Annotated in this window: 16 protein-coding genes and 2 pseudogenes; 11 read left to right on the plus strand and 7 right to left on the minus strand. The window is 73.6% G+C overall.

The annotated features are described in order from the left end of the window. Positions 1 to 5: 5 nt before the first annotated feature. Positions 6 to 1,235 (minus strand): lycopene cyclase family protein, encoded by a 1,230-nt coding sequence (locus ACZ3KP_RS22115; protein WP_467501375.1) that lies wholly within the window; start codon positions 1,233 to 1,235, stop codon positions 6 to 8. A gap of 277 nt (positions 1,236 to 1,512) precedes the next feature. Here ACZ3KP_RS22115 and ACZ3KP_RS22120 point away from each other — a divergent pair, with 277 nt between their 5' ends. The 6 genes and pseudogenes from ACZ3KP_RS22120 to ACZ3KP_RS22145 all read left to right on the plus strand — a co-directional run bounded on the left by ACZ3KP_RS22120 (position 1,513) and on the right by ACZ3KP_RS22145 (position 8,103). Then, complete coding sequence (locus tag ACZ3KP_RS22120) at positions 1,513 to 2,784, plus strand: polyprenyl synthetase family protein (protein WP_467501376.1); 1,272 nt, start codon at positions 1,513 to 1,515, stop codon at positions 2,782 to 2,784. Further along, entirely contained in the window at positions 2,781 to 4,322 is a 1,542-nt protein-coding gene (crtI, locus tag ACZ3KP_RS22125) for a phytoene desaturase family protein (RefSeq protein ID WP_467501377.1), read from the plus strand. The genes ACZ3KP_RS22120 and crtI overlap by 4 nt, the downstream gene beginning before the upstream one ends. After that, positions 4,319 to 5,338 (plus strand): phytoene/squalene synthase family protein, encoded by a 1,020-nt coding sequence (locus ACZ3KP_RS22130; protein ID WP_467501378.1) that lies wholly within the window; start codon positions 4,319 to 4,321, stop codon positions 5,336 to 5,338. Before crtI ends, ACZ3KP_RS22130 begins: the two co-directional genes overlap by 4 nt. Then, a complete protein-coding gene (locus tag ACZ3KP_RS22135) occupies positions 5,335 to 6,345 on the plus strand; it encodes a DUF5914 domain-containing protein (protein ID WP_467501379.1) in 1,011 nt (336 codons plus the stop codon). The genes ACZ3KP_RS22130 and ACZ3KP_RS22135 overlap by 4 nt, the downstream gene beginning before the upstream one ends. A gap of 74 nt (positions 6,346 to 6,419) precedes the next feature. Further along, positions 6,420 to 7,087, plus strand: a pseudogene (locus tag ACZ3KP_RS22140) (HEAT repeat domain-containing protein). Between the two features lie 8 nt (positions 7,088 to 7,095). Continuing rightward, complete coding sequence (locus tag ACZ3KP_RS22145; protein ID WP_467501380.1) at positions 7,096 to 8,103, plus strand: MerR family transcriptional regulator; 1,008 nt, start codon at positions 7,096 to 7,098, stop codon at positions 8,101 to 8,103. Positions 8,104 to 8,117: 14 nt separating this feature from the next. Here ACZ3KP_RS22145 and ACZ3KP_RS22150 read toward each other — a convergent pair whose 3' ends face one another. After that, positions 8,118 to 11,054, minus strand: a complete 2,937-nt coding sequence (locus tag ACZ3KP_RS22150) for an AfsR/SARP family transcriptional regulator (protein WP_467501381.1) — start codon at positions 11,052 to 11,054, stop codon at positions 8,118 to 8,120. A gap of 81 nt (positions 11,055 to 11,135) precedes the next feature. Here ACZ3KP_RS22150 and ACZ3KP_RS22155 point away from each other — a divergent pair, with 81 nt between their 5' ends. Then, positions 11,136 to 11,504, plus strand: a complete 369-nt coding sequence (locus ACZ3KP_RS22155) for a hypothetical protein (protein ID WP_467501543.1) — start codon at positions 11,136 to 11,138, stop codon at positions 11,502 to 11,504. A gap of 224 nt (positions 11,505 to 11,728) precedes the next feature. Here ACZ3KP_RS22155 and ACZ3KP_RS22160 read toward each other — a convergent pair whose 3' ends face one another. Together ACZ3KP_RS22160 and ACZ3KP_RS22165 are read right to left on the minus strand one after the other, a co-directional pair. After that, positions 11,729 to 12,265, minus strand: coding sequence for a TerD family protein (locus ACZ3KP_RS22160; RefSeq protein WP_467501382.1), 537 nt, complete (start codon positions 12,263 to 12,265; stop codon positions 11,729 to 11,731). A gap of 125 nt (positions 12,266 to 12,390) precedes the next feature. Next, positions 12,391 to 13,614, minus strand: coding sequence for a PP2C family protein-serine/threonine phosphatase (locus tag ACZ3KP_RS22165; RefSeq protein WP_467501383.1), 1,224 nt, complete (start codon positions 13,612 to 13,614; stop codon positions 12,391 to 12,393). A 290-nt stretch (positions 13,615 to 13,904) separates the two neighbouring features. On the opposite strand from ACZ3KP_RS22165, the gene ACZ3KP_RS22170 reads away from it, so the two are divergent. From ACZ3KP_RS22170 to ACZ3KP_RS22185, 4 genes and pseudogenes are all read left to right on the plus strand, one after another. Next, complete coding sequence (locus tag ACZ3KP_RS22170; protein WP_467501384.1) at positions 13,905 to 14,150, plus strand: DUF5133 domain-containing protein; 246 nt, start codon at positions 13,905 to 13,907, stop codon at positions 14,148 to 14,150. A 152-nt stretch (positions 14,151 to 14,302) separates the two neighbouring features. After that, positions 14,303 to 15,199, plus strand: a complete 897-nt coding sequence (locus ACZ3KP_RS22175) for an NAD-dependent protein deacetylase (protein ID WP_467501385.1) — start codon at positions 14,303 to 14,305, stop codon at positions 15,197 to 15,199. A gap of 50 nt (positions 15,200 to 15,249) precedes the next feature. Beyond that, the gene (locus ACZ3KP_RS22180; RefSeq protein WP_467501386.1) at positions 15,250 to 15,507 is read left to right on the plus strand and encodes a hypothetical protein; all 258 of its coding nucleotides are present in this window, start codon (positions 15,250 to 15,252) and stop codon (positions 15,505 to 15,507) included. A 344-nt stretch (positions 15,508 to 15,851) separates the two neighbouring features. Beyond that, positions 15,852 to 16,013, plus strand: a pseudogene (locus tag ACZ3KP_RS22185) (DUF1264 domain-containing protein); the annotation flags it as partial. Between the two features lie 71 nt (positions 16,014 to 16,084). Here ACZ3KP_RS22185 and ACZ3KP_RS22190 read toward each other — a convergent pair. The 3 genes from ACZ3KP_RS22190 to ACZ3KP_RS22200 all read right to left on the minus strand — a co-directional run bounded on the left by ACZ3KP_RS22190 (position 16,085) and on the right by ACZ3KP_RS22200 (position 20,122). Further along, positions 16,085 to 16,528, minus strand: a complete 444-nt coding sequence (locus ACZ3KP_RS22190) for an ANTAR domain-containing protein (RefSeq protein ID WP_467501387.1) — start codon at positions 16,526 to 16,528, stop codon at positions 16,085 to 16,087. Between the two features lie 119 nt (positions 16,529 to 16,647). Beyond that, the gene (locus ACZ3KP_RS22195) at positions 16,648 to 19,602 is read right to left on the minus strand and encodes an aminotransferase (RefSeq protein WP_467501388.1); all 2,955 of its coding nucleotides are present in this window, start codon (positions 19,600 to 19,602) and stop codon (positions 16,648 to 16,650) included. A gap of 79 nt (positions 19,603 to 19,681) precedes the next feature. After that, positions 19,682 to 20,122: an Lrp/AsnC family transcriptional regulator gene (locus ACZ3KP_RS22200; protein ID WP_467501389.1), complete on the minus strand. Its 441-nt coding sequence runs from the start codon at positions 20,120 to 20,122 to the stop codon at positions 19,682 to 19,684. Between the last annotated feature and the right edge of the window lie 65 nt (positions 20,123 to 20,187).

The following is a 20,187-nucleotide window of genomic DNA, read 5'->3' on the forward strand; positions in this document are numbered from 1 at the left end:
CGGGGTCAGGCCGTGGAGGGCGAGGGGGTGGCGGAGGCGCTGCGGCGCGAGGTGAACGGCAGGGCCAGCGCCGAGCCGAGCATCGCGGGGACGGGCACGTGCAGCCCGATGGACAGGTCCTCGAACAGACCGGTGCGCCCGTCCAGGAAGCGCAGCAGGCGGGGCGTGGGCACGTGGGTGAACAGCCGTGTGAAGAAGGCCGGGCCGTCCACCCGGCCGTGGTCGAGGGCGTGCAGCAGCACCGCGTCCATGTACAGCGAGCGGACCGAGTGGACGCGCGGTGGGACGGGGCGGCGGCCCGCGTGCAACGCGGCGGCCACCGCGCCGGTCTGTCGCTGCACGGCGCTGAAGGTGTAGCCGGTCGCCGGACGAGTGGCCCCGGCCGCGGCCCCGATCCGGAACACCGACGCGGCGGTCCGCCGCGGGAAGACCGCGTCCGTCATCGGGATCACACCCTGTTCGCACTCCAGCACCTCGTGCTCGCCTGCGCCCAGGACCTCACGCAGGTAGTGCCGCAGCGCGCGGTCGTAGGCGTCCCGGCCGAGCGGGCCGCGGGAGAACTCGGTGTACTCCACCAGTGCCTCGCACGGGCCCGTGGGCAGGACGTAACCGAAGGAGAGACCGTGCGCGGGCTGCGGGGTACGGAAGTCCATCAGCTCCACGGCAGCGGGATCGAACACCGGCCGGCGGGTGCGTACGAACCAGCCGCGGAAGTGCTGCAGCAGCGTCGTGCGCGCCGGGGGCAACCGCTCGGGCGGCCGTGAGTCGAACACCCAGCGGGCGCGCACCGTCACCCGCTCGCCGTCGGCCCGGCGGGCGTGCACCACCGTCCCGCCGGGCACGGACTCCACCCGGTCGGCGACGGCCTCCACGCTCGTCACCCACGGGGCGGCCGCGAGCACCTGCCCGGCCAGGTCCTCCAGCGCGTCGGAACGCAGCATCTTGTAGCGCAGCGGCTCGATCCCGGCGTCCACCGTCCGTCCGTCGCCGGAACGCACCCGCAGCCGCTGCCAGGAGGCCGTCAGGGCACTGTCGTACGGTCCCGCGTCCGCTTCCCAGAAGCACCAGGTGCGGCGCGGTGCGCGCAGCGGCCCCGGCGGCGCCGCCAGCAGCACCGCCGTCACCCGGCGCCCGCCCGCGGGCGGGCGGGCCAGCCGAAGCGCGAGCGACAGGCCTGCGGCCCCGGCGCCCACGACGGCGACGTCCGACTCCACCTCCACGGCGGCTCCTTCCACGACGGCTCCCTCTGCCGGACCGACGGCGCACGCGTCTCCCGGACCGACGGCGAATCCGTCTTCCGGACCGGCGGCGGCACGAACAGTCTTCGTGCGCGGCGGCCGTGGCGGATGCACCGGGGAGCGTGTCGTGCGGGTGGGTGCCCAGGGCGTCGGCATGTCCACCGAATGGTGCATCCGGCGGAGTGGTCCGCGCGGAATGTGTCTCAACGGACAGCGCGACCACTCCGGCCGGCCGACAGGCGGGCCGGATCACCGACCGGCGAGAGGATCCGCAATGCGTTCCACCCAGGCGATCGGCCGTCTCACGGCAGGTCCGCCGCGCAGGCCCCCCGCCGTGACCGGCTCCCGCGGCACCGGGGAACCGGCCGTCTCCGGCGGGGCGTACGCCGTGGACGAGGACGTGCCGGGCGCCGTCGGCCGGGAACTGCGCGACCTCCTCGCCGACCGCCTCGCCGCCTGCCACGGTCTGGACCCGGTGTTCGCACGGGACGTGGCCGAGCGGACCGCCGGCTTCACCCGGCGCGGCGGCCGTCGCATCCGGCCCCGGCTGCTGTGGTGGTCGCTGCGGGCCTGCGGCGGCGGGGACCCGGCCCAGGTGCGCGTGGCACTGCGGACGGCGGCGGCGCTGGAACTGCTCCAGACCTGCGCCCTCGTCCACGACGACCTGATGGACCAGGCGGCCACCCGCCGCGGCGGCCCGGCGCTGCACGCCGACGTGACGGAGCAGTACGCCGGCACCGCCCCGGGCGCCGCCGCGCGACGGCTCGGCGCGTCCACCGCGGTGCTCGCCGGCGACCTCGCCCTGGCCTGGGCGGACGACACCCTGGCCGGACTGCTGCTGGAGCCCGGGCTGGCACGCGACACCGCGTACCGGCTGCACGAGGTGTGGCGGGCGATGCGCACCGAGATGGTGGCGGGCCAGTACCTCGACGTGCGCGGCCAGGCCGTGTCCTCCGGTACCCCGGGCCGGTCGATCCGGGCCGCGTGCCTGAAGAGTGCCCTGTACACGGTGGAACGGCCCCTGCATCTGGGCGCGGTGCTCGCCGGGGCCGACGACGCCACCACCGGGCCGCTGCGCCGCGCGGGACGCTGCGCGGGTCTCGCCTTCCAGCTCAGGGACGACCTCGACGACCTGTTCGCCGACCCCCGGGCCACCGGCAAGCCGTCCGGCGGCGATGTGCGCGAGGGCACCCCGACCTATCCGCTGGTCGTGGCCCGGGCCTTCGCCACCGCCGCCGGCGACCACCACGCGCTCGGCGTGCTCGACCATGCGATGGGCCGGCCCGACCTCACCGACGGCGAACTGGCCGACGTGCGGGAAGTGGTCGCCGGCACCGGGGCACGCGACCACGTGGAGGCGCGGATCGCGCGGCTCGACCGGCGCTGTCTGCGCCACCTCGGCGAAGCCGCCCTGGAGCCGGAGGCGGCCGGACGGCTGCGCGACCTGCTGGCCGAGATCACCGGCACGGCCGGCCAGGTGCCCGAACCGGCCGCGGGCCCGCGCGCCGCCGCTCTCGCCGCCGCGGGAACGGAGGCGGGCCGGTGACCCGGACCATCGCGGGACCCACCGACCACGTGGTCGTGGTCGGCGCCGGACTGGCCGGTCTGTCCGCCGCCCTGCACCTGCTCGGCGCCGGCCGCCGGGTCACGGTCGTCGAACGCGACGCCCTGCCCGGCGGGCGGGCCGGCCGCATGGAGCTCGGCGGCTACCGGATCGACACCGGCCCCACCGTGCTCACCATGCCGGAGATCGCCGACGAGGCGTTCGCCGCGGTCGGCACCTCGCTGCGCGAACGCGTCGAGCTGATCGAGCTGCACCCCGCCTACCGGGCGCTCTTCGCCGACGGCAGCACCCTCGACGTGCACACCGACGGCGAGGCCATGGAGGCGGAGATCGAACGGTTCGCCGGGGGCGCCGAAGCGGCCGGCTACCGCAGGCTGCGGCACTGGCTGGGGCAGCTGTACCAGGCCGAGCGCGGCCGCTTCCTGGACGCCGACTTCGACTCGCCGCTGCAACTGCTCGGCCCGGACCTGGTCCGGCTCGCCGCGCTCGGCGGTTTCGGCCGCTGGGAGGCGCGGGTCGCCCGGCACCTGCGCGACGAGCGGCTGCGGCGCGTCTTCTCCTTCCAGGCCCTGTACGCCGGGGTGCCGCCCGAGCGGGCGATGGCCGCCTACGCGGTGATCGCCTACATGGACACCGTCGCCGGGGTGTACTTCCCGCGCGGCGGCATGCATGCCGTGCCCCGGGCCATGGCCGACGCCGCGACCGAGGCGGGGGCGGTGTTCCACTACGGGCAGCGGGTGACCCGTCTGGAACGCGCCGGAGACCGCGTCACCGCCGTGGTGACCGACGACCTGCGCATCCCCTGCGACGCGGTTGTCCTGACCCCCGAACTTCCGGTCGCCTACGGGCTGCTGGGCCGGACCCCGCGCCGCCCGGCGCGGCTCAGGCACGCCCCGTCGGCGGTGGTCCTGCACGCCGGCTGCGACCGCACCTGGCCCGAACTGGCGCACCACACGCTCTCCTTCGGGGGTGCCTGGCGGCGCACCTTCCGCGAACTCACGCACACCGGCGAGCTGATGAGCGACCCCTCGCTGCTGATCACCCGGCCCACCGCGACCGACCCCGGCCTGGCCCCGCCGGGCCGCCACCTGCACTACGTCCTCGCCCCGTGCCCCAACACCGACATCGGGCCGGGCAGCGCCGACTGGACGGCGCTCGGCGCCCGCTACCGCGACGGCCTGCTGCGCGAACTCGACCGGCGCGGCCTCGCGGGCATCGCGGCCGCCATCGAGGAGGAGTGCCTGGTGACCCCGGCCGACTGGAGCGCGCAGGGACACGCCGCGGGCACCCCCTTCTCCGCCGCGCACACCTTCGCCCAGACCGGTCCGTTCCGTCCGCGCAACCTGGTGCGCGGCACCGCCAACGCCGTCCTCGCCGGCTGCGGCACCACCCCCGGGGTGGGCGTACCGCCCGTCCTGCTGTCGGGGAAGCTGGCCGCGGCCCGCGTCACCGGCGGCACCCGCTCCCGCGCCACTGCCCGCCGGGCAGCCCGGCCGACCGCCGAAGGAGTACGACCGTGACCGCTCGCGAGCTGGACGCCGCTCGCATCACCGACCCGACACTGCGCGCCGCCTACGCCCACTGCCGAGAACTGAACGCCCGGCACGGCCGCACGTACTTCCTCGCCACCCGGTTGCTGCCCCCCGAGCGGCGCCCCGCGGTGCACGCCCTGTACGGCTTCGCCCGCTGGGCCGACGACATCGTCGACTCGCTCGAGGACGGCCCCGGCGCCCCCACCGGCGACGAGACGGCACGGCGCGCTGCCGCTCTCGACCGCCTGGCCGACGACCTGACCCGGCGTCTGGCGGGCGGCCCGGCGGGCGACCGGACGGGCGTACCGGACACCGCGCCGGTGGTCACCGCCCTCGCCGACACCAGCAGCCGCTACGCGATCGAGCGGAGCCACTTCACCGATTTCCTCGCCTCCATGCGCAGCGACCTGACGGTCACCGAGTACGCCGACTACGCGGCGCTGCGCGGGTACATGCACGGCTCGGCGGCGGTGATCGGCCTGCAGATGCTGCCCGTCCTCGGCACGGTGGTGCCGCGCGAGGAGGCCGCCCCGTACGCGGCCGAACTGGGCGTCGCCTTCCAGCTCACGAACTTCCTGCGGGACGTCGGCGAGGACCTCGACCGCGGCCGGGTCTACCTTCCGCAGGACCTGCTCGCCGCGCACGGGGCCGACACCGCACTGCTGCGCCACTGCCGGCAGGAAGGCCGCACCGACCGCAGGGTCACGGCGGCCCTGCGCGCCTTCGCCGAGCTCACCCGCGCCGCCTACCGGCGTGCCGCGCCCGGCGTGCCGATGCTCGACCCCGTCGCCCGGCCCTGCATCCGCACGGCGTTCGTGCTCTACGGCGGCATCCTGGACGCCGTCGCCACCGACGGCTGGGCGGTACTGACCCGCCGCGCCGTGGTCCCCCGCAGACGCCGCGCGCTGGTCGCCGCCGACGGCCTGCTCCGGGTCGCCGCGGCCCGGCTGGCCGCCCGCCGCGAACCCGCCGCCGCGCCCACCCCCTGCGAGGAGGCCGCATGACGTCCGACCGTACGCCCCGGCGAGCCCGGCTCCCCCTGCGACTGCGCCGGGACCCGGTCGCCTGGGAACGCCAGCGCCCGACCTGGCGCGAGGCCCGGCCCGCGCTCATCGCCGACGCCCTCAAGCGGGCGCAGCAGCGGCCCGGCGGCAACTGGTACGTCGTCGGGGCCGCCCGCGACCTCCCCGGGGACCGCCCGCTGGCCCGCACCGTCGCGGGCCAGGAGGTGGTGCTGTGGCGCGACGCCGAAGGCCGTCTCGTCGCAGGCCCCGGTGTCTGCCCGCACCTGGGGGCGCCGCTGCGGGACAGTCCGGTGCGGTGCGGCTCACTCGTCTGCCACTGGCACGGACTGGCCCTGGACGGCGGACCGTTCGGCGGCTGGGAGCCCTGGCCCGCGTACGACGACGGGGTGCTGCTGTGGGTGCGGCTGGACGGCGCCGGGGGCGAGGAGCCCACGCCTCGGCCGCCGGTGCCCGAACGGCCCGCCGCGGCCGGCGCGCTGACCGCGGTGTACACCGGGCAGGGCGTCTGCGAACCGGCGGACGTGGTCGCGAACCGCCTCGACCCCTGGCACGGGGCCTGGTTCCACCCGTACTCCTTCGTCGACCTCACCGTCGTGGACGCTCCTGGACGGGACGACGGCGAGGACGCGTTCACGGTCGACGTCTCCTTCAAGCTCGCCGGCCGGCTCGTCGTCCCGGTCCGGGCCGTGTTCACCGCTCCGGGCCCGCGCACGGTCGTCATGCGGATCACCGGAGGCGAGGGTGAGGGCTCCGTCGTGGAGACCCACGCCAGCCCGCTGGGCCCGGACAGCCTGGGCAGGCCGCGTACCGCGGTGGTGGAGGCGGTCATCGCCACCTCCGAGCGCCCGGGCTTCGCCGTGGCCCGTCGGACCGCCCCGCTGCTGCGTCCCGTCATGCGCTACGCGGCGGGCCGTCTGTGGCGCGACGATCTGGCCTACGCCGAACGGCGCTGGGAGCTGCGCTCCACGGGGCGCTTCCCCGGGTGAGTCCGCGCCGTGGCCCCCCGTTTGACCTTGACACGGTGACAAGGTCTTCACTGCCTCCCCAGGAGGTGGTCCCGATGGCCATGACGAGACAGGACACGGATGCGACACGAGTGCTCCGGGCACTGGAGGACAGTCGGTCGTCCGTGCGCTTGCAGGCCGCTCTGGCGGCCGGTTCGGCGCCCGACCCGTGCTTCGTCCGCACGCTGGTCGAGCGCTGCGCGGTCGAGTCCGACTTCTTCGTCCGTGACATGCTCACCTGGGCACTGACCCGCACCCGGTGTCCCTGACGCTCCCCGAGCTGCTCCGCGAGGTCCGCTCGGAGCGTGCCCAGGCACGCAGCCAGGCGCTGCACACGCTGTCCAAGATCGGGGACCGGCAGGTCTGGCCGGCGATCACGCCGGCGCTGTCGGCGGACGCCGACGACGAGGTGGCGAGGAGCGCCTGGCGGGCCGCGGTCGTCCTCGTACCGGACGGCGAGGAACCCGGCCTGGCCACGGTGCTGGCGACGCAGCTCGGGCGCGGCGGGCAGGAGACGCAGCTGAGTCTCAGTCAGGCGCTGGTCGCCCTGGGCGGCGTGATCGCGCCGGCTCTGCGGGACGCGACGGCGAGCTCCGACCCGCGCGTGCGGGCGCACGCCCTCGCCACGCGACGGCTGTTGCGTGACCCGGACACCGGCTTCGCGGCGGCGATCGAGGAGGCCAAGCGGATCGTGGCTCTCACCGGGGCGCCCCAGGGCGGATGATGTCACCTGTGTTGATCGGTGAGATGTCGCGACGGTCCGGGGTCAGTGCGCGCATGCTCCGGCACTACGAATCGCTGGGTCTGGTGCGGCCGTCGGGCCGTACGGGCTCTGGTTACCGGGAGTACTCCGGCGACGACATCCGGCGGATCTTCCACGTCGAGAGTCTGCGGTCGCTGGGCCTGTCACTGCGTGAGATCGGGCGGGCGCTCGACGATCCCGGGTTCACGCCTGCGGCGCTCGTCGCGGACCTCATCCGGCAGGCGCGCGACCGCATCACGGCCGAGACCGAGCTGCTCACGTGGCTCCGCCGCATCGACGCCGCGGAGCCCGCGGGCTGGGAGGACGTCCTCCAGACCGTCGCGCTCCTCCAGGCGCTCGGGGCGCAGAGCGCGGGAGTGCGCCAGCGCGCGGCACTGTCCTGCGCCGACGAGGTTCCGGCGCCGGTGGGGGCCCTGGTCGAGGCGGTGCTCGGCGAGACGGAGCCCAACGTCGCCGGTGCCCTTCGCTGGGCGCTGGCGCGATCCGGCGAGGCCGCCGGTCCGGCACTGCTCGCGAGGGGCCTCGGCTCACCGGTGATCGCAGTACGGGAACGCGCGGTCCGGTCTCTCGCCGAGATCCCCGGTGACGAGACGACCGCGCGGCTGCGCGACGCCCTGGCGGACCCCGAGGTGACGGTCCGCGGACACGCGGCTCTGGCGCTCGGGACACGCGGCGTGTTCGACGCGGTACCCACGCTCATCGACATGATCGTGGCGGGGCGCAACGACACGGACGCGGCCGACGCGCTGGGCATGCTGGCGATCGACGCGGTGACGACGGACCAGATCGCGGCCGGCCTGGTGGACCGCCTCGCCCACGCAACCACCGACGCGGCCGCGCGCGGCCGGCTGACCCAGGCGCTGGCGGACATCCCCGGAAGCACGGCGTCACGTGCCTTGGTGGAGCTGTCGCACGACGGGGACCGTGCCGTGGCGCTGACCGCGGCGTACCTTCTGCGGCTGCGCGACCTGCGGTGAGCGGGCGGGTGCCCTCACGGCGACGACGGTCGTGCGGGCGTCTTCGTCGCGTTGAGGTCGCCGATCGTGTTCCACAGCCGCTGCGCCCGACCGCGGTGCTGGTGCGCGAGGTGGTGGGCGCCCGCGGCGGCGTCGAGGTCGCCGATCAGCTGCCAGCAGGTGGCCTCGTCCTGGCGGTCGCCGTGCCGGTGGAACAGGGCCGCCGCGCGCACCAGCGCCGGGCTCGCCCGGTCCCGGTCGTACCGACCCGCGTACACGCGGCCGACTTCCAGCAGCGTGTACGCGGCGCACCGCTCGTCGGCCAGTTCCTCGAAGGTGGTCAGCGCCTGCCCCAGACAGCGCAGCGCCTCGTCGGGATCACCACGCCGGTCGTGCAGCCGGCTGTACCGGCGCAGCACCACGGCCACGCGGTGGTCGTCGCCCAGCGCCCGGGCCTGGCCGAGGGCCCCGTCGAACCATGACTGCGCCTCGTCGAGTTTGCCCTGCATGAGCTTCATGACGCCCATGGAGCAGGACAGTTGCGCTTCGACGACCCGGTCGCCCGCACCGATCGCGATGGCCAGCGCGTGCTCGACGCGTTCGAGGGCTTCGTCGTCCCGCCCCTGCACCCGGCTGACCGTGGCGAGCATGGCGACCGACAGCGCCTCGCCGCGTTTGTCCCCACCGTCCTGGCACAGCCCGAGGGACGACTCCAGGGCCCGGGTGGCCCGATCGAACTCGTCCTGGTAGATGTACAGCTGGCCGAGACCGCGCAGCAGCACCGATGCGCCGTGCACGTTGCCCGCGGCCTCGACCGCTTCGAGCGCGAGCCGGTGCCCGTGCTGCCAGTCCTGGTAGAGACACCGGTGGTCGTAGTAGGTCGCCGCGCCGGCCGCCAGCTCCCAGGCCAGCTCGTCCTGGCCCCAGTCCACGGCCAGTTTCACCGCGCCGAGGAGGTTGTCGCGTTCCGCGTCGAACCAGCCGAGCGGGTCGGCCGTGAACCGGCCGGCGACCGCGTCGGGCAGCGACCGGCGCGGTGCCGTACCCGGCGCTGCCGCCAGCACCCCGGCCGGCGGCAGCCGATCGGTGCCGCGCCCGACCAAGTCGAGCCAGACGGACAGCACCCGGATGATCGCGTCCCGCTTGTCCTCCGCGGGCAGCGAGGCGGCGATCTCGACGGCACAGGTCCTGATCAGGTCGTGCAGCCGGTAGCGCGGCTCACCGAGGGCATCGGTGGCGGTCAGCCGCACCAGGCTGGCGTCGACGAGCGTGTCCAGCACCTCGTCGCCGTCCGGGCGGTCCAACAACGGGCCGACCACCCAGCCGGGCAGGGTGGAGGGGCCGAGGAGACCGAGGAGGCTCAGCGCGCGCACCGCGTCGGCCGGCAGCAGCCGTAGGCTCAGCTCGACGCTGGCGCGTACGCTGAGGTCCCCGATCCTCAGCTCGGCCAGCCGTCGTGACTCGTCCTCGATGCGTTCCCGCAGTACCCGCAGCGACCAGGCGGGGCGGCCCGTCAGCTTGCCGCTGGCGATCCGGATGGCCAGCGGCAGGTTGCCGCAGCAGTCGAGGATCGCGTCGGCCTCCTCCGGTTCCCGCTCGACCCGCCGCCGGCCGACGATTCCGGTGAACAACTCCCGTGCCTCCGCCCGGCTCAGCACGTCCAGGTCGATGTGGCGGGCACCGGGAAGCTGGGTCAGCAGGGTGCGGCTGGTGATCAGCACCGCGCAGCCCTCGGCGCCGGGCAGCAACGGCAGCACCTGATCGGCGTGGCCGGCATCGTCCAGCACCACCAGCATGCGGCGGTCCACCAGCAGCGACCGGTAGAGCGCGGCTCGCTCGGAGAGTCCGTTCGGTATCGCGCTGCCGGTGATCGAGAGCGCACGCAGTGCTTCGGCCAGCATCAGGCCCGGGTCCCGCGGCTGGTCCGATGTCGCCGCGAGGTCGAGGTAGAGCTGGCCGTCCGGGAAGCCGGCGCCGGCCAGCCGCGCGGCATGCGTCACCAGGCAGGACTTGCCGACACCGGGACCGCCCACGACGACGACCACCGGGGCCCGGTTCGGCGCCGGTCCGCCGAGCAACCCGGCGATCTCCGCCAGCGCGTCCCTACGGCCCACGAAGTCGGGTACGTCGTGGGGCAGTTGCCGCACCGGCAGCGCCATCGCCGGCCCGGTGACCGTCGGGGCGGGGCTCTGCGGTGCGGTGGGCGAGGGCACCTGCGCGGGGATCGTGGCCGTCAGGTCGGGATCAGCGGTCAGGATGCGCTGGTGCAGCTCCCGCAGCGGGGCGGCCGGGTCGACGCCGAGTTCGTCGGCCAGGGTCCGGCGCAGGCGCTCGTACACCTGCAGCGCCTCGCCTTGTCGTCGGCACCGGTAGAGGGCGACCATCAGGTGTTCGGCGGCCTGCTCGTCGTAGGGGTGCTCCCGGAGCAGGGCGGCCAGTTCGTCGATGACCTCTCGATGACGCCCCAGGTCGAGTTCGATGGCCAGGCACTGTCGTTGCGTGGCGGCGCGTCGCTCGTTCAGCCGCGCCGCATCGATCTCCAGGGCTTGGCTCGGCGTGTCGACCAGGGCGTTTCCGCGCCAGCAGGCGAGCGCCCGCCGCAGCGCGGCTGCCTTCTCGACCGGGGCCGTGTGCTGTTCGCAGACGTGACGCTCGTGCTCGAACTCCAGCAGGTCGAGCTGGTCCTGGTCCAGGTGGATCTCGTAGCCGCCGCGCCGGGTGCTGATCAGGGAGGCGGGCGCTCCACAGGCCCCGAGGTTGCGGCGCAGTCCGGAGACGGCGTCCTGGACCTGACGGACCGCGGTGGCGGGCGCGTTCCTGTCCCACATCACGGCGACGAGCCGTTCCATGGCCACGGTGTTGTTGGCGTCGATCAGGAGTGCTGCCAGCATCTTGGCCTGCCGTGGCCCGTTCAGCGGGACCGCGCGTCCGGCGATCTGGGCGTGCAACGGCCCCAGTAAGCCGAATCTCATGCTCCCCCAGCTACGTGACGATGAGCGCCGCTCCCCCTGGCCGACCTCGCACAGGACGAATCTAGGACGGCCGACACATCTGTGTCCATAGCGTCTGCGCCGCACGGCTCCGGCAGGACCGGCAACTACCAGTTCGTGGCGAACAACTGGGACAGCCGTTACCTGCGCTATCAGCAATCGCTCGTCTGGGCGTCGGGAACCCCGGTGCGTCACAAGCACCTTGCGGTCGCGCTGGCCGTGTCGATCGCAGCGATGGTCGCGGCGGGATTCGTGTACTTCCCGTGGCGCCAGGCCCTCCGGCAGGGCGTCCTTCTCGTCGGCGGGGACGTACTGCGGGCCGACATCACCGGTTCCCTCACCGAGCGGCTCCACGCGCACACCGCCGCGGTCCGCGGCGCCGCGAAACTCCTCCAGGCCGCCCACGCCCACCCCTCCGCCACCGCGGGGTGAGGCTCCGCAGCGATGCCGTCGCCGGGACGCAGACACCGCTCTCCGCACTGCCCTCGGCCGCATACCGATCGGCAACACGGCCCGCCGGGTGCCCCAGGGAGCGGCAGCTGCGGCCGCCGTCTCCGCCGTCGAGTCCGCCATCACGCGTGCCGCCGACCCGAGCCGCTCCACCGCCGACCCGGGGGTCCACCACGCGGCCCGGCCGCACGAGGAGAGCAGCTCGGTCAGGGCTGCGGCGCAGCGCCCATTTCCCCGGTGAAGGTCACCGGGTCGCTGTCGAACCCCCGGATCATGCTGTGGAACTCCCATGCTCCCGAAGCGTCCCTGACGAACTCCGCGACGGTGCCGGCCGTGGACCCGGCGAGCTGGGCGAAGTCGTCCTTCAGCAGCTCCACGTACCCGTGCACGACCAGGACTCCGGTGTTCGTCAGGTCACCGAAGGTCTTGGGGCCACTGTCCTGGTGAATCACGACTCCCACGACGACCCGTGCGAACGAGGGCGCGAGGCGGTCGAGTTCGAGGGTCATCGCCTCGACGTAGCCGAGGCCCAGGCCGGTCCGGCTGTGCCGGCTCATGTTGATGGTGCCGTCCGGTGAACGGCTGTCGTAGTGAACGACGTACACGGGACGCCCGTAGGGCGCGTCCGCCGAGTACGTCGTGGCGATGATGTCGAGGTGGTGAGGCGACTGACGCAAGGGACTCGGATCCCACTTGAGCCGCACCTCGGCCTTCTTGATCCCCTCGCTGCTGCCGCCGCTCACCGAAAGCTCCCTCTCCCGCCGACACTTACCGTCACGGGATGCTCCCCGCAGGTCAAGTATGGCTCGGAGAGATCGCGTTGAAGCCGGCGCTCGACTCGTACCGGCTGTCGAGCCGCGACCGCGTGTCAACGCGATACCACGTTGCCGCCCTGCGGGCGCCATTCGAAGAGCAGGATCGTCGCGTCGTCCCGGAACTGGTTGCGCTGGTAGTCGAGGATGGCGTGGACGAGCAGCCGCAGCACCTCGGCCGGACGCTGACCGGCGGCTTTGGAACGGATGATGAAGTCGGTGAACCGGTCGAGACCGAACTCGGCGCCGTCGGCGTCCCGCGCCTCCACGACACCGTCGGTGTACAGCAGGACGCAGTCACCCGGTTCCAGTTTCGTCTCCTGGACCCGCCGGGCTGCCGGGGCGAGTGGGCCGGCGAGGCCGAGCGGCGGCTGCGGAGCGCTGTCCAGCGCTCCGGCGAGCACGCGCTCGTCACGGATCAGCAGCGGTGGGGGGTGGCCGCAGTTCACCCACTGCAGCACCCCGGTCTTCGTGTCGAGCCGGCACAGCACACCCGTGCAGAAATGGTCGGGCAGCCACTGGGCGACCGCCCGGTCGACGGAGCCGACGACGTCGGCCAGGTCGCCCCCGCCGCGGCGCGTGTTGCGGGCCGCGGCCATGGCGACCGACGTGGTGAGGCCGGCGGTCAGATCGTGGCCCATGCCGTCGAGGATCATCGTGTTCAGGATGTGCTTGATCACCGAGTGGTCGAAAGCGTCGCCTGCGATGTCGTACGCCGGTTCGAGGACCGCGGTCGAGACGCACCTGGTGGTGCCGATGGTGCGCGGCGGCAGGAAGGCCCGCAGCATCTCGGTGGGCAGCCGCATGGGTGCGGTACGGGTGCGGGCGGCGAGCCAGTCGCTGTAGGCACGCTTGGAGGTGATCAGCATGGCCAGCAGGTGGGCCAGCATCCGCGCGCGGCGCATCAGCAGTCCGTCCAGCGAGGCGGTGCGCACACCCAGCACGCCCAGCCGCTCCGCGCCGTCGACCAGCGGTATCCAGACGACCAGGCCGTCACCCGCGTCGGCCACCCGTGAGGAGATCGTCCGGTACGCCCAGCCGGCCGTCGACCCCTCCACCGGCAGCGACACCAGGGCCTCGTCGAGTGGGACGAGGAGCCGTTGCTGCAGGTCGGCGAGGTAGATCAGCGCGGTGCCCAGGCCGAGAGCCGCTGCGCACCTGTCGGCCAGGGCGGGCAGTTCGACCGGCAGGGCCGTCTGTGCCTCGATGATCAGCCGTTCCAGTCGGCTCTCGTCCGGGGCCGGGGCGGAATCGGCCCCGGCGTGCGATGGGTCGGGCACGGAGATCACCCCTTCCCTGCCAGTCTCACACCGACCTTTCTCATCCACATCTGAGAAGCGGGTACGACCACCGGCACCCGTGGCGCTGATTCGATCTCGGAGGAACGGCGCGTCGGCGGGGCACCGCGGCCGGACGGCGAGGGTCTGCGTAGATCCCGCAGGGCGGGGCACTTGATCACTTGCTCGACGTCCCCCGGTGCCGCAGGCAGCGGAAGGCCGTCGATCGAACCCGTTCTTCGCGGTGGCGCCCCGGTGCCTTGCGAGCTGTGCCTGTGTGAAAGGAACCCCCCATGATCCTTCCGGCGGAGAAGGAACTGCGCGCCGTACTGGCCAAGTTCGCCCAGGCCCGTATCGAGCACGATGTTCGTCCGACCGGTCGCACCAGCAGGGCACTCGAAGACGCCACCTACACCTTGTGCGCGCTGACCGGAGCCCGCACCGTCGAACAGGCGCTGCCCGCCGCGGACGCGCTCCTGCAGCGCTACCGCGCGGACCGCGACGCCACCAGGCAGAAGAACTCGACCCTGGCGGCATGAGACGGCCACCGGGGAAGGCCACGAGCGTCGGCACGGTGTCCGGTACTACGCGGCCGACGCCGCCAGGCTGAAGCCCACGCGACCGGCGCCTTGGAACCAGATCTCGGGGCCGTGCCCGCCGCGGAGTGCCGCCGATTCCTTACCCTGGCGGCATGCGCATGCGCCCCACCCTGAGCTGGACCCCCGCCGCGGAGCTGCCGCCGGGCACCACCGATCCCCGGCCCGTCGTCGACGCCCTGAGCGCCGGCGGGGTGCTGGTGCTCAGCGGGGCGGGCATCTCCACGGAGTCGGGGATTCCCGACTACCGGGGCGAGGGCGGGAGCCTGAGCCGGCACACCCCGATGACCTACCAGGACTTCACCGGGAGCGCCCAGGCGCGCCGCCGGTACTGGGCGCGCAGCCACCTGGGGTGGCGCACCTTCGGGCGGGCCCGCCCGAACGCGGGGCACCTGGCGGTGGCCGCCTTCGCCCGGGACGCCCGTCTCTCGGGTGTGATCACCCAGAACGTCGACGGTCTGCACCAGGCCGCCGGCAGCGAGGACGTCGTGGAGCTGCACGGCAGCCTGGACCGGGTCGTCTGCCTCTCCTGCCGCGCCTTCAGTCCGCGCCGCGAGCTCGCCCGGCGGCTGGAGACCGAGAACCCGGGCTTCGACCCGGTGGCCGCGGGGGTCAATCCGGACGGTGACGCCGACCTCACCGACGCTCAGGTCGGGGACTTCCGCGTCGTGCCGTGCGCCGGCTGCGGGGGCGTCCTCAAGCCGGACGTGGTGTTCTTCGGCGAGGCGGTGCCGCCGCAGCGCGTCGAGCACTGCCGGCGCCTGGTCCGCGAGGCCACCTCACTGCTGGTCCTCGGCTCGTCGCTGACGGTGATGTCGGGGCTGCGGTTCGTCCGTCAGGCGGCGCAGGAGGGCAAGCCGGTGCTGATCGTCAACCGGGACCCCACCCGGGGCGACCCGCACGCCCTCACCCGGGTCGCCCTTCCGCTGGGAGCGGCCCTGACCACGGTGGCCGACCGGCTCGGCATCCCGGTCGGCGGGCGGGCCGACTGAGCCCTCGTCCGGCGGGTATCCGCAGCCGTGAGGGAAGGGAGACCTGGCACATGGCAGCGGACGCGAACTCCGCCAGGATCACGGGGAAGGTCCAGGGCCGGGACATCGTCCTGTCCGGGCGCCCGTCGAAGGACGAGATCCGGGACACGGTCTGGTGGTGGCAGGGCGACGGCCACGAGTACGACGACTCCTGCATCGATGTGATCGCCACTCTGGGCGGCTACTACCGGGTCCCTCGGGACTCCCGGACCCCCGAGGCCGTCGACCTGGTGAATCTGGTGCACACCGAGCTGAGCCCGGCGGACTGACGAGCTCCGGGGCCGGGTTCGGTGGCAGGCTCGCGCGGGTCCGGGCGGGGAACGGCCGCCACCGTCGGCATCGGTGCCGCGGCGGGCCTGACGGCCGCAGCCGGTCTCCTGTTCGGCCGCAAGGTGGCCACCGTCAGCAAGGTCGGCAAGGGACACCCGCTCAAGCACCGGGCGCTCGACCTGGCGGCCGGCGCCGTGCAGCGGAGGTTTCCGCAGGGAGGCGATGAGCACGTGTCTCAACGGCTTCCACATGTACGCCGACGCCATGGGCCGTCAGGTGGAGGCCACGCTTCCGCGGCTTGCCGGAGGACGAGAAGCGGTTGAGGCACAGCCACCACTACGAGGTGAAGTCCGGCATCCTCACCGCGCCCGGCATCCCCGACATGGCCGAACACGCCTCTTTCGAGGACCTGGTGACCACGTGCGGGAAGACGTCCCACACGTGGCAGTACGACCGCGACGACTTCCCCTACGGCATTCCGCAGCTGATGACGGGCTTCACCGAGGACGGACAGGCAGCGGACGAGCTGATCCGGGCCCGGGACGACGAACTCGGCGTCTCGAGGTGCGCGAGCTGTCACCGGCCTCCGGCGCCGCCCGGCGCCGCCGGAACGACACCGCGACGCTCCGCGTCACCACCACGAGGTTCGCTGCACTCCCGGCCCGAAGGCCGGAGCACCTCGCACGCATCCCGATGGCGACCGAGGGCCCGGCGCAGTTCGCTCCGTTCCGGTGGGGGGAGGTCGCCGCCCTGGGCGAAGGCGAGGATGTGCTGGGCGATCGTGCTGAGTTTCGTGTTGGTGCGCTGGGAGACGTCTCGCAGGACCTTCCAGGCTTCCTCCGGAGGGAACCTGCCCAGGACCATGACGACGCCGATGGCCTGGTCGATGGTGGCGTGCGAGGTGACGGCCCGCTGGAGCTGTCCGCACTCGGCTTCCAGCCGCTCGTTCTCGACCGCGAGATCGGTGGCGGACAGGAGCGTGAGCGGGCGCGTCCGGGAAAGCGTGAAAAAGGCTGCCATGAGTCGCCAATGCGTGTGGGGGGAGCGTCGTACGGGTGCTGCGGGCCCTTCCTCGTCTTCCCGGCGGCCCGGTCCGTATGCCCCTCGACGCTCCCTGTGCACCCTGAAGGGCGACTGCGTCAGCAGTGCGCGAGATCGGCGAGGGCGTGGTCCAGCATGTCGACGAAGAAGTCGGCCGCGACGAGGTCGATGCAGAGCGGCGGCTTGATCTTGAGGATGTTGAGATGGTCCCCGGTGGGCTGGACGACCACCCCGAGGTCGAGCATGCGGTCGCACAGTTCGGCGGTCTCCTCCGTGGCGGGCTCCAGGCCGACGCGGTCCCGGACGAGCTCGAGGCCGAGGTAGAGACCCGAGCCGTGCACGGCGCCGACGACGTCGTAGCGGTCGGCCAGTGCTTCCAGGCGGCGCTTCAGATGACCGCCCACGCGCACGGCGTTCCCCTGGAGGTCCTCGTCCCGCATGACGTCGAGGACGGTGAGGCCCACGACACTGGAGACCGGGCTGCCCCCGGTCGAGGAGAAGAAGTAGCCCTGGTCCCGGTACCGGTCCGCGACCGCCTTCGACGTGATGACGGCGCCGAGGGGGTGGCCGTTGCCCATCGCCTTGGCCACGCAGACGACATCGGGGACCACCCGCTGTTGCTCGAAGCCCCAGTACCAGTGCCCCAGGCGGCCGTACCCGACCTGGACCTCGTCGGCGACGGCCAGGCCACCGTGACGGCGGACCGCCGCGTACACCTGGGCGAGATAGCCGTCGGGCAGGGCCACTCCCCCGGCGTTTCCGTAGAAGGTCTCCCCGACGAACGCTCCCGCCGGGCGGCCGGAGGCGGCCAGTGCGTCGATCACCGCGACGGCCTCGGGCCCGTACCGCACGGCGTCCGCCCCCCGGTGCCGACCGCGGTAGGAGTTGGGCGAGTCCACGGTGTGCACCCAACTCGGGCGGGTGGTGAGGGCGTTCGGGTTGTCCTGGAGTGAGGTGGAGACCGCGTCGGATGCGTAGGTCCAGCCGTGGTACGCCTCGCGCAACGCGACGACGTCGTGCTGGCCCGAGGCGCCGATGGCCAGCCGCAGACCCAGATCCACCGCCTCGGAACCGGAGTTGACCAGGAACACCGTGTCCAGTGGCGCCGGCAGCAGGGCGGCGAGGCGTTCGGTGAACTCCACCACCGAGGCGTAGTGGAAGCGCGAGTTGGTGTTGAGGCGCCGCAGTTGCCGGGAGACCGCGCGCTCGACGCGGGGATGGGCGTGGCCCAGCGGGGTGACGTTGTTCACGATGTCGAGGTACGCACGGCCCTCGGTGGACAGGAGATGGTGCCGCCAGCCCCGCTCGATGCGGGGCGGGTCGGCGTAGTAGTGCCCCTGCACGGTCGCGAACACGGCCTCGCGCCGGTCGAGCAGGTCCCCGTCCTGCGTACGGCTGGTGGCCGGGAGCCCGAGGAGCGGGGCGGGATCTGCGGTGAGCGGGAGCCAGCCGGCCGCGTACTCGGGGCGGACCAGGTCGGGGACGGCGGGGCTGTCGGCCGTGCGCAGCGCGACGTGGAGCGAGGATCCGGAGGGGACACGGGCGACCTCCTCCCCCGCCTCGACCACCGCGCCGGGGGCGACAGCGGGCCGGACCGCTCGGGGAAGGGACAGCGTCAGCACGTGCGAGCCATGGGTGAGCTCCACCCGGCCGGGCCCGGCGGCGAGGACCTGCCCCGCGAGGGGGGCCTGCACCACGGCGTCCCGGCCGAGCCACAGGTCGATGCCGGTGGGCACCGTGGCTCGGGAGACGGCCGAGAGGGCCGGCGTCCGGGTGAGCCGTGCCTCGGCGTACCGGGTGGTGACGGCGACCGCGCCGTCCGCGAGCGCGCGGGCCGCCAGCCGGTCCTCGACGCCGGCTTCGAGCCAGGCCCCGTGGTCCATGGAGTCGGCGCCGGTGGACAGGTCGAGGGTGGTGATGTCCGCGGCCGCGAGACCGCGCAGCAGGCAGTGCGCGGGTGCCTCGGCCGCGGCCCGCACGCCGCCGAGGCCGACCGCGTCCTTGACGAGGTGGGTCATCACCGACAGGGGCGGGAGCGTGGCCTGTTCGAATATGCGCCACTCGCGCTCGATCGCCGCCTCGGCGTACGCGTTGTCCCCGTCGACAGCGGTCTGGTGGCGTCCGCTGACGACCAGGGCGGCGGCGCGCAGGACGACCAGCGGCCACAGCGCCTCCGCCTCCTGCGGGGAGAGCGGCCGGACCGCGTGGAAGGCGCGGACGGCGGGCAGCACGGCATGGGGCTCGATGCCGTCGTGGTGGAGCATCGAGGAGAGTGACACGGCGAGTTCGCCGACCGCCCAGCTCGTGGTCAGGTCACCGAAGTCGATGATGCCGTCGGGCACGGGCGGGCGGCTGTCGGGGCGGCGGATCATGTTGTCGTCGGTGAGGTCCAGGTGCACCGCCTGCAACGGCAGCTCGGACGCGAGCGCCTGCACTCGGGCCCAGGCCTGGGCGGTCGCGGTCAGCACGGCGGCGCGCCGGTCGGGTTCGCCGACGTGCCCGGCGAGCCTGGCGACGACCCGGTCGGCGTACCGCAGGTCCCACTGGAGGACGCGCTCCAGGCCCGGGTGCCGGAAGTCGCGCAGGACGGTGCCGGCCTTCCCGGCGATCGTGCCCATGGCCGCCACCGTGCCCGGGGACAGGTGCCGGCGTCCCGACAGCGGACCACCGGGCAGGTAGCGCAGCAGCCGGGCGACCGCCGGGCCGTTGCCGGTGTCCACCACCGCACAGCGCGGGGAGCCGTCCTCACGGCGCAGGACGGTCGCGACGCGCAGTTCCGGATGGGCCGCGGCGATCAGGTCGGCCGCCATGTCCTGGGCCTCGATCTCCACAGCGCCGAAGGCCGGGTTGGCGATCTTCAGGATCGCCGGGACCGTCCCGTCCTCGGCGCGCAGCAGGAAGTTGGCATCCTGCTGGCTGCCCAGTTCCTCCGCGGCCGCGGTGATGCCGAGGTACCGGGCGGCTATGCGCTCGGCCTCGGCGGGCGTCGTCCGGGGTGCGGGCAGGGCGCCTTCGGCGAAGAAGTCGGTCGTGCGGTGTTCGGCGTGCGGCATGCGGGGTCCTCGGCTTGGCGTGGAGCGTGGGGTGGGGCGGGCGGTCGACGGGGCGGGCGGAACAGGGCGCTCGGGTGCCTCAGTCGGCGTTCCACAGGAAGCGGTGGGTGTGGATCGAGAAGTAGGGGAAGTTCTCCACGGCTGCGACACCCTCGACGGTCTTGACGACGTCGTTGATGAAGTCCAAGAGGTCGCGCGGCCCCTTGCAGACGACCTCGGTGAAGAGATCGAAGCTCCCGGCGGTCAGGACCGTGTACACGACTTCGTCGTGCCCGGCCAGCTCGTCGGCCACCGCCCGGGGGTCGCCGTCGACGCGCAGGCCGAGGAGCGCCATCGCCTGCCGGCCCTGGGTCATGGGGTCGGTCACTCCGACGACCTGGACCGTCTTGGTGTCGATCAACCGTTGCAGCCGGAGCCTCGCGGCCGAAGGGGACAGCCCCACCTTGGGTCCCAGGTCGGCGTAGGGAATACGACCGTCGACCTGCAGCTCCCGCAGGATGGCCCGGTCGATCTCGTCCATGAAGCACCTCTCCCTACGGGAACCACACACCGGTACAGCAGATACACGCACGATGCCGGATCATC

Source organism: Streptomyces sp. NPDC020958 (genome assembly GCF_055562175.1).